This is a genomic window from Serratia sp. EWG9 (assembly GCF_019913725.1).
Lineage (GTDB): Bacteria > Pseudomonadota > Gammaproteobacteria > Enterobacterales > Enterobacteriaceae > Serratia > Serratia ureilytica.
Genome location: NZ_JADNRO010000011.1, coordinates 114,885 through 130,109 on the forward strand (window position 1 = coordinate 114,885; position 15,225 = coordinate 130,109).

Genomic DNA, 15,225 nt, shown 5'->3' on the forward strand with positions numbered 1-15,225 from the left:
TCTTCGAACCGAGGAGAAAAATGATGACCGAGCGACGTTATTACTACAGCGACGATTTACAGGGCCAGGCGCAGGTATTGAGCTGTGAGCCGGCCGAGGCGGGCGCTTACGCCGTGGAGCTGGACGCCACGCTGTTCCACCCGCAGGGCGGCGGCCAGCCGTCCGATGTGGGGTCGTTAGGCGGCGTCACCGTGCTGCGGGTGCAGCAGCAGGGGGATACCGTGGTGCACTTTACCGCCGCGCCGCTGCCGAACGGGCCGGTTACGATGCAAATCGATGAAGCGCAGCGCCGGCTGCACGCCCGCTGGCACTCCGCTGGGCATCTGATCGGTTGGTTGGGCGAAACCCGGGGCTGGCGGCCGGTCAAGGCGCATCATTGGCCGGGTGAAGGGCGCATCACTTTCGCGCCGGGGCCGGACGTACAGACGCTGGAGGCGGCGTTTTTACACGCGGAGCTGGCGCGCTTGATCGCCGCCGATCTGCCGCGCCGCCAGCAGGCGGTGGACGGTTTGCGCCAGGTCGGTTTCGGCGAGTTGCCCGCCTACGGCTGTGGCGGCACCCATGTCGCCGCGCTGGGCGAGGTGGGCGCGATCGCGATTACCGGCCTAAAGATGAAGAAAGGGCAGTTGAACGTGCAATATGAGCTGGGTTGAATGAGGGGGGCGGCTCAGCGCCCGGCCTGCCGCAGCTGGGTGCAGAACGCGCATTGGCATCCCGCTACCGGCACCGCCGCGCAACTGCCGATGCTCACCGGCTGGGCGTCCATGGCGTGAAAGCCGTAAAACAGATTTTCGATGTTTTGTTCCGCCGCCCGCGCCTGCTCCGGGCGCGGTTCGGGCACTTTCGACTGAAACGCTGCGGCCTTGCCGGCCAGCAGGCTGAGAAACAACAGCGACAGCTGGATTTTCATCGTCGTCTTCCCTTTACTTGTTTTTTGATACGTTATAACAAAACCAAGGCGCAGCCAAGCGCCGCGCTCGCGCTCGGCGCCCGCCAGCGCGTGAGCCGGTGCGGTGAACGCCCGCGTTTAATCCGCCTTTCTATTTGATTTCATTGAAATTGATGAAATAGTCAGATGCCATCATCCAGGGCATGACAGGGCAGCCAATATTCTAAATACTTAATCGAAGAGGCGCTCTGGGCAGGAGAAGCGCTTTGGGCGCGCGCTTTTGCACGGCGCGCCCGCCGTTTTGGCATGGACTGCATTTTTTCAGTGTCGTGGAATGTAAAATGGATTTTTGTAACCGGATTTCCGTGTGTTTATTGACGTTTAATTCATCGCGCCTGCTGCGTGACGTGTTGCAACCTGTGGCGGCGTTCGCCGATGAAATCATCGTGGTGGATTCGGGCAGTACTGACGGCACCTTGGCCATTTGCGACGACTTCAATATCAAGCCTCTTTATCACCCGTTTGAAACCCATGGCCGGCAAATGAATTACGCCATATCCTGCGCGCGGCATGACTGGGTTTTGTGCCTGGACAGCGATGAGATCATGGATGATGAAGCGGTCGACGCGATGCGGCTTTTCAAGCGCACCCCAGGCCCTGACAAAAACAACGCCTATCGCATTCGTCGCGATTGGTTTGTGTTGGGACAGGCGGTCAGAACGCTTTATCCCGTCTCGTCACCGGATTACCCCATTCGCTTTTTTCATCGCCAGGTGGTGAAGTTCAATGATGCGCCGGTAGATGATGCGGCGGAAGGGGGCGCATCCACCTTGATACTGGCCGGGCACGTTAAACACGACACTTTTTTCTCAATCGAGGAAGTGTTTGCCAAGCTGAACAGCTATACGGCGCGCGTGGTGAAATACAAGGCGATAAGGCCATCGATTCTCCGAGGGGTGATTAGCGCCATCGGCGCATTTTTCAAGTGGTACATTTTCAGCGGCGCCTGGAAAGCGGGCCGGGTCGGGGCCGTGACCGGCGTTTACGCGGTGTCCTACAGCTTTTTGAAGTATTTCAAGGCGTGGTACCACAGATAGCGAAGGCGGGGGGCGAAACCGCCTTCATCTCCTCGTTTAAACGCTGTCTTCAGCGATCAGCACCTCAGTAATATCAATGCGATGCAGCAGCTTTCTCTGTTTCTCATGGCTGATTTTCTTCATGCGGCGCAGCCGGTACAGCTCTTCTCTTTCCGCGTGCAACGAGGCTAAGTACAGCTGCTTTTCCAGCCGCTTCAGCGCCACGATATTCTTAACGTCTTCTTTGGTCAGAATTTTACGTTGCAGCACGTCCAGCATCCGCCGCGTCGTTTCTTCAATCAGTTCCGGCGTGGCGTCGTCCGGCGGGGCGACGAGCAGCTTTTCCTTGGTTTCGTTGACGGCCTTGGTCGCCGCGCTCGCCAAGGCTTCTGAAACGGAGAAAGCCTCTTCCTGATCTTCTTCCGGCGGCAGATTGCCGCGCAACAGGAAGGGCAGCGTGACGATGCCGACGACGATCGACAGCAAGATGACTCCCGAGGCGATAAACACCAGCTGATACCGCCCAGGGAATGGCGAGCCATCCAATAGAAACAGCGGAATTGACAGCACGCCCGCCAGGGTCACCGCCCCTCGCACCCCGGCAAAGGCGGCGACGAACAGATCGCGCGTGCTGAATTTCGAAAATAACAGCGGATCTTTGCGCATCAGGGTCGCGCTGCCGACCTTCATCAGCCACAGCCAAATCAAACGCACGGCGATCAAACTAAAATAGATGATCACCACGTAAGCCAGCAGCGTCTCCAGGCTGATGGAATGATCGATACCGGTTTGCGCCACGGTGAAGTTCAAGATGCCCGGCAGCTGCAGCCCAAGCAGAATAAACACCATGCCGTTAAACACGAACTCGAGCATTTCCCAAATATTATTGGTGCGTAAACGCACCAGCGGCATGCTGCGATTCACTTTGGATTGGCCAATCATCATGCCGGCGCTGACGGCGGCCAGGATGCCGGATACGCCGATTCTTTCCGCAATCAGATAGCAGGAAAAGGGCAGTAACAGCGAGAAAATAATCTGGGTGGCGGAATCGTTATACATCCATTTATGGATGAACTTAACCATTTGATTATAGAGAAAGACAATAATGATGCCGCACAGCACCCCGCCAATCGATACCTGAAGAAAGGTCAGAAAGGCGCTCTCCAGGGTAAACGCCATCGCGCCGAGCGCGACAGCGATGGAGAAGTTGAGGGAAACCAACCCGGAGGCGTCGTTCATCAGCGCCTCCCCTTCAATTACGCTCATCACGGGTTTGGGCATGCGTCCTTTACCGACGATGCCGGACAGCGCCACGGCGTCCGTTGGCGACAGAACGGCGGCCAGGGCAAATGCGGCGGCGAGGGGGATTGACGGGAGCAGGAAGTGAATCAGATAACCCACCCCGACGACCGTGATGATCACCAGCACCAGGGCCAGACAAAGGATTTCTCTGCCGTAATGGATGAACTCTTGCGCCGGCGTTTTCCAACCGTCGGCGAACAGCAGCGGGGGAATAAACAGCATCAAGAAAAGCTCGGGATTGAAGTCGATATGCAACCCAAACTGCGGCCAGGCCAACACGGCGCCAACGATGATTTGCATCAGCGGAAGCGGGATTTGGAAGGGCAATATGCGCGTCACGACGCCGGACAACGAGACGGTGAGCAATAAGATCAATATGGTGAAGAATGTTTCCATCGTGAACCTTTTGTGGATTTAATTTTTCTCGCCGTTATCAAACGGTTTTTCTGCATGCCGCCCCTCAGGCGGGCTCGTCGGGCAAGGCTGAACAGCGGCCACGGCGGCCGCTGTCGATAAAGAAAGCGCACTTGAGCAAGGCCGGTCTTCGCCCCGCTTACCTGTGTGATGGCGCAGGCAAACGGGGCAAAGGGTTAAGGCAGCGCAAACGCCATCACGTAATCGCCGGTTTCTGACGAATGCGCGGCGCCGCCGACCACAATAACAATGTATTGCTTGCCGGTTTTAGGCGAAACGTAGCTCATCGGCGTCGCGCTCGCGCCGACCGGCAGCGCATATTTCCAGACTTCTTTGCCGGTGCTGCTGTTGTAGGCGCGCAGATAATAGTCCTGGAAGCCGGCGAAGAAGACCAGGCCGCCGGCGGTCGTCATGGTGCCCGCGTAGGTGGGCATGCCAACCGGCATCGGCAGGTGCGATCTGATGCCCAGCGGCCCCATTTTTTCGGCGGTGCCGGCCGGTATCTGCCAGGCGATCTTTTTGTTTTTGTAATCGACGGCGGTGATCGTGCCGTAAGGGGGTTGGTTGCAAGGCACTTCGAGCGGCGACATCCACATCAACGTGATCATGCCGTATGGCGTGCCGATCATGGGAGAAGGCCCGTGGCCATCGATCACTTTTTGCGGGTACTGCTTCGCGACGCGTTCATAGCTGTCGCGCGCCACTAACCAAAACACATTCGGGATGCGCACATCGTTCATGTAAGCCATATGGTTTACAGGATCAATCGACATGCTCCCCCAGTTGAGTCCGCCTAAATTGCCGGGCTGCTCGAGCGTTGGGCGGGTGCCGATCGGGGTCATGTCGCCCTGGTAATTCATCTGTTTGAACAGGATGCGGCAGGCCATCTGGTCAAACAGGGTGGTGCCCCACATTTTTTCTTCGGTCAGGCGTTCGGCGCCAATGGTCGGCATGCGACGGAGAACGGTTGGGTTGGCGAGAGGCGCTCTTCCTCTGCGGCGCCTTGGGTCGGCACGGCTTTCTCTTCAACCTGCGCCAGCGGCTTGCCGGTCTCCCGGTTCAGGTAGAAAATCTGCCCGCGTTTGGTGCCGAGCAAAAGGGCGGGCACCGGGCGATGTTGCTCATCAAAACCGTCTACCAGCGCGGGTTGGGACGCGAGGTCATAATCCCAAATGTCGTGATGCGTGGTTTGGAATTTCCAGCGCTCACGGCCTGTTTCAATATCAATGGCGACCAGGGCAGAGTTGTACTCATCCGAATTTTCCGGGCGATTCATGCCGTAATAGTCGGGCGTTGCATTGCCAAGCGGCGCATACAACAAGCCTAATTTGTCGTCATAGGCGGCGGTGGTCCACATATTCGGCGTGCCGCGGGTATAGGTGCTTCCGGCCGGCGGAGCCTTGGTGATGCCCGGATTGCCTAAGTCCCATGCCCAGTCCAACTCGCCGGTTTTGGCGTCGAACGCCCTGATGACGCCGGAAGGCTCGCCTTTCATTACGTTATCGATAACCCAGCCGCCGACGATAATCTTCCCTCTGGCGATGGTCGGCGCCGAGGTTTGGAAGTAATAACCCGGTTTGACTTCCCCCATATGCTGGCCGAGATTCACCTCACCGTTTTGACCGAAGGCGGGGCATTTCTGGCCCGTTTTGGCATCCAGCGCAATGAGGCGGGCATCGATCGTGGTGTGAACGATCGTTTTCTCGCACAGAGCGCCTGGCGCAACCTCCTCATTTTTGTAGTAGCCAAGCCCGCGGCAGCGTTGCCAAACGGGGGAGGTGGAATGCGAGTCAAATTTCCAGCGCGCTTTACCCGTATCGGCATCGATAGCGGTGATAAGGCCGTTGGGCGTGCAGCTATACACCACATCATCAATCGCGAGCGGGGTATTTTGGTCCACGCCTGGCCGGAAATCGCCGGTGCGATAAACCCAGGCGAGTTTCAGATCTTTGACGGTTGAACGGTTCACCTGATTGAACGGCGCGTAGCGCGTTCCTTCCGTCGTGCGGCCATAGGCGCTCCAATCGGCAGGCGCATTGTCGCTTTTGCTCTCGATAAACGTCACGTCGCCAGCAGGGGTAATTTCGCCATGGGGAAAGAAGGCGCCGATAAAGAAAGCGACAAAGGCCACGGATAATGCCGAACCGGAGATGTAAGCCTGCTTTCGACTCTTGGCGCCGTGCAGGTACGAGGGAAGTAAAAACGCGGCGATAATAGAGAGGCCGGCGGGCACCAGCAGACGAGGGAACAATGCCCAGTAGTTAAGCCCCGATTCCCAAAGCGCCCACAGCACCGTCATCAAAAACAGCAGGCCGGTTAAGTAACAAGCCGATTTGCTGCGCTTGAGGACCAGCACTGCGGCGGCGATGTAGCCTATCCCGGTAATGGCATAGTAGAACGATCCGCCGAGGGCGATCAGCCAAATTCCCCCCACGGTTAACGCGACGCCAGAAAAAACCAGCAAGCAAAAGAACGTGATTATTGCGGCTCTCTTACCAAACGATGTTCTAATCATATGTTTTCCTTTGACTTTTAAATCCACATTGGATCACCATCCCATCGCTGCCAACGCGTGAAAATGCCGGCGCGAAAGGCAAGGCATGTCCCGCCTTGAGACTTTTTATTCTTTAACGCTTTAGGGGCATTGAGTTGTCGTTTTGATATCCATTTCAACAGTGGCCATTGCGGCTTGGATCAGTCGCCAGACCAAGATAAGGGGTTTTTATTGGGCGATGACAGAACGCGCGCGATAAAAATAACCATCAACATTTTTATTTAATACCGGGTTGTAACCGTCTCGCAGAGATACGGTTTTGGGTGTGCTGGGCAATCCGATATTTTATTGCAGTGATAAGCGCATTGAATGAAAGAGCCTCTCTGGACTAATTATTTAGAGTGATGATGAATGCGAAATTGCTTTTAATCACGAGGTTGCGTAGAGGTTTACCCTGCGTTGAGTTCAGGGTGAAACATCATTCTTTATCAAGCCGGTGTCGATAGAAACGGCGAAAAAAATGATTTAATGCCATTCTTTCCCCATCGACATAGACAATATAACCTTTCCCGCGTTCGCCGACGGTGACTTTTTCAACATTAACATTAGGATAGTGTTTTTTTAGGTTTTTAGACCATACTTGAATACTCATAATTCTATTTTCCTGACGCGCTTTATTCTTGTTTAAGGCATATTGATAGCACCCGTAAAAATAAGTCTCGTAGAAATAAAATATCGTCACTACCTGGGGATGTCTACAAGCGTGCGGGCGGGATAAAGCGAAAAATGCCGGTTGCGCTCAGGCGGGGTATTTAGCGCAAATGTAATAAAAACAATAAGTTACCCAATCGGCCGCACAAAAAGCAAATGTGGGTAACATATTGATATTTAAGGTTTTGGTACGTAAGTCATATCGAAGTCAACGCTTAACGGATAAGCGGTGATTCCTTGTGGGGGCGAGAAGAACTCATCTTGGCGCGATCTTCAGGGCGATATTGATGTATTTTCCAATTAGATAAGTCTTAAAGTTGGCGCTTTGCAGCGAGTGGGTAATGAGTGGTTTTGAGCCTAATTTCATCATAACTCTTTATTGTTTAATATAAATCATTACCCTTTTTAATAAATAGCAACGCCGATAGTGACAGGGTTACCGCGCTGGCCCTGGCGCTACCTCTTTCTCTCTGTGCTTGATAGGGAAGACAATGGGGATATAGGTCTTCATCTCTATTCTATCGCCGCCTTTGGGGGTGATAATTTCAATGAGAAAGCGATCGATCATGCCAACTTTATTTATCGGGAATGATTTGGTGTAGATACTTTGCGTGAACTTTTGCGCCTCATCGCTTGCGCCGTCATAACTGAACTCTGCATAAAGTTGCATGTCTTTTTTTCCCTGGGCGTCGGCCAGAGAGGCAAGCACGCTGCCAAGACAGTCTTCTTCAGAAATATAGAGGGTCTTCAAATAGATGCTGACGTAATTTTCTTTCTTGATGCTCGCGCCAAAATTGAAAAAGTTAATCACGCCGCTGTCCGTTTTTTTCATGTTATCAATTGCCGCCAATCGCAGCGCGGAAACCGCAGGATGGAAGTGATCTATCTCTGCATCAACGCCATCCCCTGAATCGTCGAAAAATTTTGGCAGGTGCACATAGCGATGCTCGGGAATGCCGTCGAGAAACAGCAATGGGATGGCGGAGGACACGTCCCACGATTTACTTTTGCGATACTGCATCGGCGAGGTTCTGAATTGCTTGCGAAACGCCCGTTCAAAGGATTGATATGACTGAAAGTTCAGCGCTTTAACGATATCGGAAATAGAGAGGTTCGTCGCTTTCAACATAAATGCGGCGCGAATGAGTTTTCTGCCCCTCACATAGCTCCCGAAAGTCATCCCTGTTTCATCTTTAAACGCTTTTTGGATATGCCCGCGTGAATATCCGCTTTTTTCTGACAGCATCTCAACGGTGAGCTTCTCATTGAACCCACTTTCTTCCACCCAGGCGAGCAGCTCCTCAATGACTTTGGTTATAAACATGCAGGAGCTCCCTTTTAGTTATCTGCCTAATGGTTGCGTTGGGTAAAATAACGCGTTATCGGTATCCAGCGATAAGCCCCCAATTTATCCGTTCTTTTAGGAAATATCCTGAGTATAGAACGCTTGCAATATTAACGCGGTAAATTAAAAAAAATGTACTTAAAAGTGTCATTTACCAAATAGCAGCGTATGGCGAAGAAGGAGAAAGTACAGGGATACATTTTAAGTGTATTAATTTATTGATTTTTATGAGTTTGCATGAATGAGCCAGGGTGGTGGGAGCACATTTTTTGCTCATTGATAGATAAAAACTCTATATGGCTGTCAATTTATTGACAGTAACATCTTTTCGAATCGAAATAATTAACTATTCTATGTTTAAGAGTGGGTGGTTAAGCGGAAAATAGGCCAGGCAGGGGATTGCGCAATTAAATAATGGTTAATCCAAGGGGGTATCAAGGATAATGACATTCAGGGAGGAGTATGAGGGGGGTATTTTCACGAAAAATAGCGTTTGCTATTTATATTCTGGCTGTGGCCTGCGTTTTTTGAGGCAGAATAAACGCTGAGCGTTGTTCTGTCTTGGCGTCCGTGGTTTATCAGCGTTTTTCCACACGACTTCTTTGTGAATCTCATCTTGTGCGAGAGGTGAATCGGCATCTTTCGCCCTGGAAATGATTTTTGTGCAACGTGATGCGTGGATATATTTGAACGGATATGGGAATGCCATTCTTCGAAAGAAAGCAAGCCGGACAGCTTTTGGTTCCGCAAGAAGAGAGATGCATTCAATAATAAAAATAGCAAGATGACAGGCTTTACTATGGATTGTTCTAACAAGTTCAGACGCAATATTTTAGATGAGATAATCGCTATCATTGAAAAAGCCATTGATACACAAAGCCATGTATCAATAAGGGCGCTATCCATTAAGTCAGGGTATTCCATCGGGCATTTACAGCGGATGTTCTATTTGTATGAAGGGATGAAGATAGGGACCTATATCAGAAAGCGCAGACTAAGCCGCGCGACGTTATTGCTGAAATGTACCGATATGAAGATCTATGAAATCGCGTTGCTCTCCGGGTTTAGTTCTCAGCAATCATTTAGCCGTGCGTTTTCAAATCAATTCGGTTGCCCGCCGAGAACATTCAGAACCCTGCGCGATTGGCCTTTTCTCAATTATCAACCGATTATTGGCTTCGATAAAGAGCCTTTCCCCAGCAGCATCGTGTATTTGAATTTGCATGAGTATTACGAGAATAAAAGGATCGTGCAACTGCTTTCGCCGGTAATCAGCCGGGGGCAGATGAAGGTAAACGTAAAGAATCCAATAACCTGTAGCCTGTACAACGCATCGGCAAAGTACATTGCGATCAGACGCAATGAAAAAAAGATGAGCGAAAACGAGTTCATCCTATCGCTCTATGAGGGGGTGTTGGCTTCCCTGGATATCTTCATCACGCAAAGCGTAATCTTTAAAATTCACGATCACTGCCCCGGTGAAAAGGAAAACGTCAGCATGTGGTATTTCATCCCGATAAAATGAGCTCTGTTTATCGCGCGCGGCAGCAGGTTGCCTGATCACAACGGAAAGCTTGGGTTATGCCATCGATATTTTGATGGCGCCCTCCCGTCAACGCCCCATAAGCCTGTTGCCGCCAACGGAACGGTTGGTGAAGAAGAAAAAAAACCGACCGCGAGGGTCGGTAAGCATGGGGTATTCAATAGGTATGACAACACTACAATTAAATAATAGCGCGCGTTGAGGTTTTGTCTTTACCGAAAAGTGTTATCTCACGGAACAATGGACTCGGCATGCGCGCATCCTCTTTGGCAATAAGACGTGAGGCCTGCGACGCGCAGGCGTCATGAAATGAAGATAAAAAAAGCCGGCGATTAACGCCGGCCAATGAAACATCGACAATCTCTCTGAGATGCACGGCCCTACACGGGAAATAAGGCCATGCAGTTGCTATGTAATCCTACCTGGCGCGCTTTTTTTTACCAAAAAACGATATTTTTGGCAGGGAAGCGGGGAAATAAAAAAGCCGGTCGTGACGACCGGCGAATGCGAAAATAACAGGGTAACGTTAATTGAAAGTGCACATAAAATGATAGCGAATTAATCCTAGCACTGACATCGGCGGTATATTTTACCTAAAAATGTCTTTGCGGCATTGGCATTACCGCCCGGCTCCGACGGCGATATGAGTTTGTGCGCAGAGGAGAAAGGGCGGCCGATGCTGCGCCCTCCGAAGCCAGGCTAAGATCCCAGCGGCCAAACCGCCTCGCGCACGGCGATCGCTTTGGGCAACAGCCCCAGGGCGTAGAAGCGGTCGGCGATGCTTTGCTGCTGGCGGATCACCTGCAAATCCATGGCGCGGATCTCGTGGCTGCGGCGCGACAGCGCGAGTTCCAGCGAGGCGCTCGCCAGCCCCAGTTCGTCGGAAAGGTGACGAGCGGCTTCTCTCGGCTGCGCGGCAATGTAGCGGCCGGTGTGCTGCAATGCTTGCATCAGCGGCTGCAACAGATCGCCCGAGCGTTCGGCGAACTCGCGGCGCGCCAGATAGAATTGCTGATTGAGCACCCGTTGGGTGCCGTCGGCGATCACGCGCAGTTCCCCGCTGCGCTGCGCGTCGCTGAGCAGCGGATCCCACATCATCCAGGCGTCCACCGCCTGCAGGTCGGTCGCCGACAGCGGATACTTCGGCGGCGCATAGACGATGCGCACATCGTTCAACGTCATTCCCTGTTCGTCCAACATCTGCAGCAATAAATAGTGCACGTTGGAGCCTTTGTTGAGTGCGATGCGTTTGCCGCGCAGATCGGCGGCGCTGCGTATCGGGCTGTCTTGCGGCACCACCATCGCCACGCTTTGCGGCGCCGGCGGCTCAAACCCGACATACACCAGCGCATTGCCCTGCGCCTGCGCGAAGATTGGCGGCACTTCGCCGGTGGTGCCGAAGTCTATTTCATCGCCGTCGAGCGCGTGCAGCAGCTGCGGCCCGGCGGGAAACTCGCTCCACAGTACGCTGATGCGCTGTGCGGCGAAGTGCTGTTCCAGGCTTTGCCGCGCCTTGAGCACGCCGAGGTTGCCAAATTTTTGATAGCCGATGCGCAGTTCGCGTTCGGGCAGCGGCGCTGCGCTGATGGCCGGCGAATGCGCGGGCGCGCCGACGCTGCGGCGGCGCGGTTTGATCAGGCCAAGATGCGCCAAATGGGTGCGCAGGGTATTGCGGCTGACGCCGAGCAAGGCCGCCGCCTGAAGCTGGTTGCCGCCGCTGCGTTCGAAGGCGTTGCGCACCAGCGCATCCAGCACCCGTTGGTAGAGCTGGGTACCGTCGCCTTGCAACTGCTGCTGCACGAAGCGATCGATGGCGTCGTCACCGCCGCCGCCGTGATCCGTCAGGCGTTGCGTGAGCCGCAGTTGCTGCGGGGCGATCGGCCCCTCCTGGCTCAGCAAGACCGCATTATGCAGCGTGTTCTCCAGCTCGCGCACGTTGCCGGGCCAGGGGTAGTCCAGCAGCGCCTGCTGCGCCTCCACCGTCAACTGCAGCGGCGGCCGTCCCAGCCGGCGGGCGTACAGCGCAAGAAAGTGTCTGGTCAGCGCCGGAATGTCCTCCGGCCGCTGGCGCAACGGGGGTAAGGTCACCGCCGCGACGTTCAGCCGGTAATAGAGATCTTCGCGGAAGCGCCGTTGGCGGATTGCGCCGGCCAGATCGACGTGGGTGGCGGCGATGACCCGCACATCGATCTTCAGCGGTTTGCGCGAACCGACGCGGGTGATTTCCCGTTCCTGCAACACGCGCAGCAGCTTGACCTGCAGCGACAGGTTGAGTTCGCCGATCTCGTCCAGCAGCAGGGTGCCGCCTTCCGCCGCTTCGAACCAGCCCTGATGGGTGCCGACGGCGCCGGTGAAGGCGCCTTTCTCATGGCCGAACAATTCGGCTTCCGCCAGGCTTTCCGTCAGCGCGCCGCAGTTGACCGCCAAAAAAGGGCGATGGCGGCGCGCGCTGTGGTGGTGCAGATAGCGCGCCACCACCTCTTTGCCGGTGCCGGTTTCGCCGACGATCAGTACGGTGGCATCGGTGGGGGCCAGCCGATCGAGCACGCTTTGCAGAGCGAGCGACGCCGGATCGATCAGCACCGGTTTGTCGGCGGCGAACGGTTGGGGATCGTACATGGGCGTCTCCTGGCTGACGGCGAAGGGGGAAAAAAATCTTATCCCAGCCCATGAGCGGCCGCGAGAGGGTAAAAGGCGCACGGTGCTGCATTGGCAACAGCTTTTCGCCGCCGCCTGCTGCCAATGCAGCAGCGTTTGGGCGGTGATATCTTTTCAACGTATTGATATATATTGATTTTTAAAATCCGCCACTGTGGCATGCATCCTGCTTTTCGTTTTATAACCAAGCAAGATTTTTCTATCGATAAATATTGAGAATAGTTATATAGGAAAAGCATAAATGACTGAGTCAGCGAAAGAACGCATCAACGTTTTCTGGTTTCTGCCGACCCACGGCGATGGCCGCTATCTGGGCACGGCGCAGGGCGGGCGCCCGGTAGACTTGCCTTACTTGCAGCAAGTGGCGCTGGCCGCCGATAACCTCGGCTATTACGGCGTGCTGATCCCAACCGGTAAAAGCTGCGAGGATTCCTGGTTGGTGGCGGCGGCGCTGGCACCGCTCACCCGTCGGTTGCGCTATCTGGTGGCGGTGCGCCCCGGCCTGCAGCCGCCGAGCCTGGCGGCGCGCATGGCCGCGACGCTGGACCGGTTGTCGGACGGGCGCCTGCTGATCAACGTGGTGACCGGCGGCGATCCGGTGGAAAACAAAGGGGATGGCATCTTCCTCAGCCATGCCGAACGCTACGAGGTGACACAGGAATTTCTCACGGTGTATCAACGGCTGCTGCAAGGGGAGAAGGTGGATTTCAGCGGTAAGCATATTCGCGTCGAAGGCGCCGAGTTGCTGTTCCCGCCGGTGCAGGAAAACGGCCCGCCGCTCTATTTCGGCGGCTCCTCGCCGGAAGCGATCGACATCGCCGCCGGGCAGATCGACACCTACCTGACCTGGGGCGAGCCGCTGGCTCAGGTGGCGGAAAAGCTGGCGGCGGTGCGCCAGCGCGCCGAGCGGCAGGGACGTAAACTCAGCTACGGCATTCGCCTGCACGTTATCGTGCGCGAAACCGAAGACGAAGCCTGGGCGGCGGCTGAGCGCCTGATCGCGCATCTGGATGACGACACCATCGCGGCGGCGCAGCAGATCTTTGCGCGCATGGACTCCACCGGCCAGCGCCGCATGAGCGAGCTGCATGGCGGCTCGCGCGAGAGTCTGCGCATCGGCCCCAACCTGTGGGCCGGCGTCGGCCTGGTGCGCGGCGGCGCCGGCACCGCGTTGGTGGGCAATCCGCAGCAGGTGGCGGCGCGCATACGCGAGTATCAGGCGCTGGGCATCGACAATTTCATCCTTTCCGGCTATCCGCATCTGGAAGAGGCCCACCGCTTCGCCGAACTGGTGATGCCGCTGTTGCCGCTGGCGCAGCCGGCCCATCAGACGGCCCGCACGATCAATACCGGCCCGTTCGGCGAAACCATCGGCGGCGATCGTCGTCCCGGCCCGGCGCAGCGGGAGGGCTGATGGCGAAGCGTGCCCATATTATCGTTATCGGCGGCGGTTTCACCGGCGCGGCGCTGGCGATCCAGCTGGCGCGCGGAGCGGTGGATGTCACGGTGATCGAACCGCGCGCGGCGCCGGGCTATGGCGTGGCCTACTCGACCACTGAACCGACCCACCGCATCAACGTCCCGGCCGATCGGATGCAGCTGGCGGATGAGCCGGCGGGGGATTTTGACCGCTGGTATCGCCTGGGCGGCGGATTGGTGGCCGATCCACAGGCGTTGTGGCGCGACGGTAAAGCCTATCCGCAGCGCGGCGCCTTCGGCCGCTATGTCGAGGAACGTTTCCATCAGGCGGCGCAGTCGGGCCGGGCCCGCTTGCGGCACCTGCGCGATCGGGCGCTGCACCTGCAGCCGCAGGCGCAGGGCGCGACCGTCATCACCGCCGGCGGCGAACGGCTGTGGGGCGACTATGTGGTGTTGGCGACCAGCCATCCGCCGCCCGCGCTGCCGCGGCAGATCGCCCCGGAGCTGGCGCGCGATGCGCGTCTGATCGCCAATCCCTGGGCGGCGGAGGCGCTGGACGAAGTTGAACCCGGTGAGGCGTTGGCGATCGTCGGCACTGGGCTGACGATGGCCGATACGGTGGCGGCGTTGCACCGCCGCGGGCATCGCGGGCCGATTACCGCCTTCTCTCGTCACGGCCTGCTGCCGCGCCCCAATGCCGAAGGGGAGTACCCGACATGGTCGTTTGCCCCGCCCGCCGGACTGCGCGATGGGGTGCGGCAGGTGCGCCTTGAGGTGGCGCGCGCCGCTCGGCAACGGGTGCCGTGGCAGGCGGTGTTGGACGCGGTGCGCGCCCAGGGGCAGCGCCTGTGGCAAGCGTTGACGCCGACCGAACAGCAGCGCTTTCTGCGGCATTTGCGCGCCTATTGGGACGTGCATCGCTATCGCCTTGCGCCGCAGGTGAGCACGTTGCTGGCGGAGCAACAGGCGGCGGGCACGCTGCAGGTATTGGCCGCTCGTTTGCGGCGGGCGGAGCGAACGCCGCAGGGCGTAAGGTTGACGATTTTGCCGCGCCAAGGCGCAGAGCGGGCGCTGCAGGCGCAGCGGCTGCTGATCACCACGGGCCCGGCCCATGCCGGGCTGATCGCCGCCAGCCCCTTGCTCCGTTCACTGGCGGAGCAGGGGGCGCTGCGCGCCGATCCGCTGGGGCTGGGGCTGTGGGTCAATGCCGACAGCCAGGCGATCGGCGGCGACGGCCTGGCCAACCCGCGCCTGCTGGTGGCCGGCCCGGCGGCGCGCGGCCGCTTTGGCGAACTGATGGGGCTGCCGCAGGTGGCGGAACACGCCGAAAGCGTCGCGCGTCATCTGCTGGCGGCGATCGCCGCCGGAGGGTGA

Annotated in this window: 12 protein-coding genes; 5 read left to right on the forward strand and 7 right to left on the reverse strand. The window is 56.6% G+C overall.

Translation table 11 applies throughout. The annotated features are described in order from the left end of the window. Positions 1-23: 23 nt before the first annotated feature. Complete coding sequence (locus ITX55_RS20815) at positions 24-653, forward strand: hypothetical protein (RefSeq protein ID WP_108681422.1); 630 nt, start codon at positions 24-26, stop codon at positions 651-653. 14 nt (positions 654-667) lie between these two features. Here the strand turns inward: ITX55_RS20815 and ITX55_RS20820 are convergent, their stop codons facing one another. Further along, entirely contained in the window at positions 668-910 is a 243-nt protein-coding gene (locus ITX55_RS20820; RefSeq protein WP_016927098.1) for a hypothetical protein, read from the reverse strand. A 320-nt stretch (positions 911-1,230) separates the two neighbouring features. Between ITX55_RS20820 and ITX55_RS20825 the strand changes: the two genes are divergently transcribed. Next, positions 1,231-1,986, forward strand: coding sequence for a glycosyltransferase family 2 protein (locus ITX55_RS20825; RefSeq protein WP_016927099.1), 756 nt, complete (start codon positions 1,231-1,233; stop codon positions 1,984-1,986). Positions 1,987-2,022: 36 nt separating this feature from the next. Here ITX55_RS20825 and ITX55_RS20830 read toward each other — a convergent pair whose 3' ends face one another. From ITX55_RS20830 to ITX55_RS20845, 5 genes are all read right to left on the reverse strand, one after another. Next, on the reverse strand, positions 2,023-3,663 hold the full coding sequence (locus ITX55_RS20830; RefSeq protein ID WP_016927100.1) for a Na+/H+ antiporter: 1,641 nt from the start codon (positions 3,661-3,663) through the stop codon (positions 2,023-2,025). Positions 3,664-3,857: 194 nt separating this feature from the next. After that, positions 3,858-4,634, reverse strand: coding sequence for a hypothetical protein (locus ITX55_RS24125; RefSeq protein ID WP_255612414.1), 777 nt, complete (start codon positions 4,632-4,634; stop codon positions 3,858-3,860). Then, positions 4,607-6,196, reverse strand: coding sequence for a PQQ-binding-like beta-propeller repeat protein (locus tag ITX55_RS24130; protein WP_255612415.1), 1,590 nt, complete (start codon positions 6,194-6,196; stop codon positions 4,607-4,609). Before ITX55_RS24130 ends, ITX55_RS24125 begins: the two co-directional genes overlap by 28 nt. Positions 6,197-6,653: 457 nt before the next feature. Next, entirely contained in the window at positions 6,654-6,827 is a 174-nt protein-coding gene (locus tag ITX55_RS20840; RefSeq protein ID WP_154219870.1) for a hypothetical protein, read from the reverse strand. 495 nt (positions 6,828-7,322) lie between these two features. After that, positions 7,323-8,210: a helix-turn-helix domain-containing protein gene (locus ITX55_RS20845; protein WP_033643699.1), complete on the reverse strand. Its 888-nt coding sequence runs from the start codon at positions 8,208-8,210 to the stop codon at positions 7,323-7,325. Positions 8,211-8,907: 697 nt separating this feature from the next. On the opposite strand from ITX55_RS20845, the gene ITX55_RS20850 reads away from it, so the two are divergent. After that, entirely contained in the window at positions 8,908-9,756 is an 849-nt protein-coding gene (locus ITX55_RS20850; RefSeq protein WP_223524802.1) for a helix-turn-helix domain-containing protein, read from the forward strand. A gap of 717 nt (positions 9,757-10,473) precedes the next feature. On the opposite strand, the gene ITX55_RS20855 is transcribed toward ITX55_RS20850, so the two are convergent. Next, entirely contained in the window at positions 10,474-12,393 is a 1,920-nt protein-coding gene (locus ITX55_RS20855) for a sigma-54-dependent Fis family transcriptional regulator (RefSeq protein ID WP_047574558.1), read from the reverse strand. Between the two features lie 280 nt (positions 12,394-12,673). Between ITX55_RS20855 and ssuD the strand changes: the two genes are divergently transcribed. Next, positions 12,674-13,846, forward strand: coding sequence for an FMNH2-dependent alkanesulfonate monooxygenase (gene ssuD / locus ITX55_RS20860; RefSeq protein WP_164106646.1), 1,173 nt, complete (start codon positions 12,674-12,676; stop codon positions 13,844-13,846). Further along, positions 13,846-15,225: an FAD/NAD(P)-binding protein gene (locus ITX55_RS20865; protein ID WP_117187311.1), complete on the forward strand. Its 1,380-nt coding sequence runs from the start codon at positions 13,846-13,848 to the stop codon at positions 15,223-15,225. The genes ssuD and ITX55_RS20865 overlap by 1 nt, the downstream gene beginning before the upstream one ends.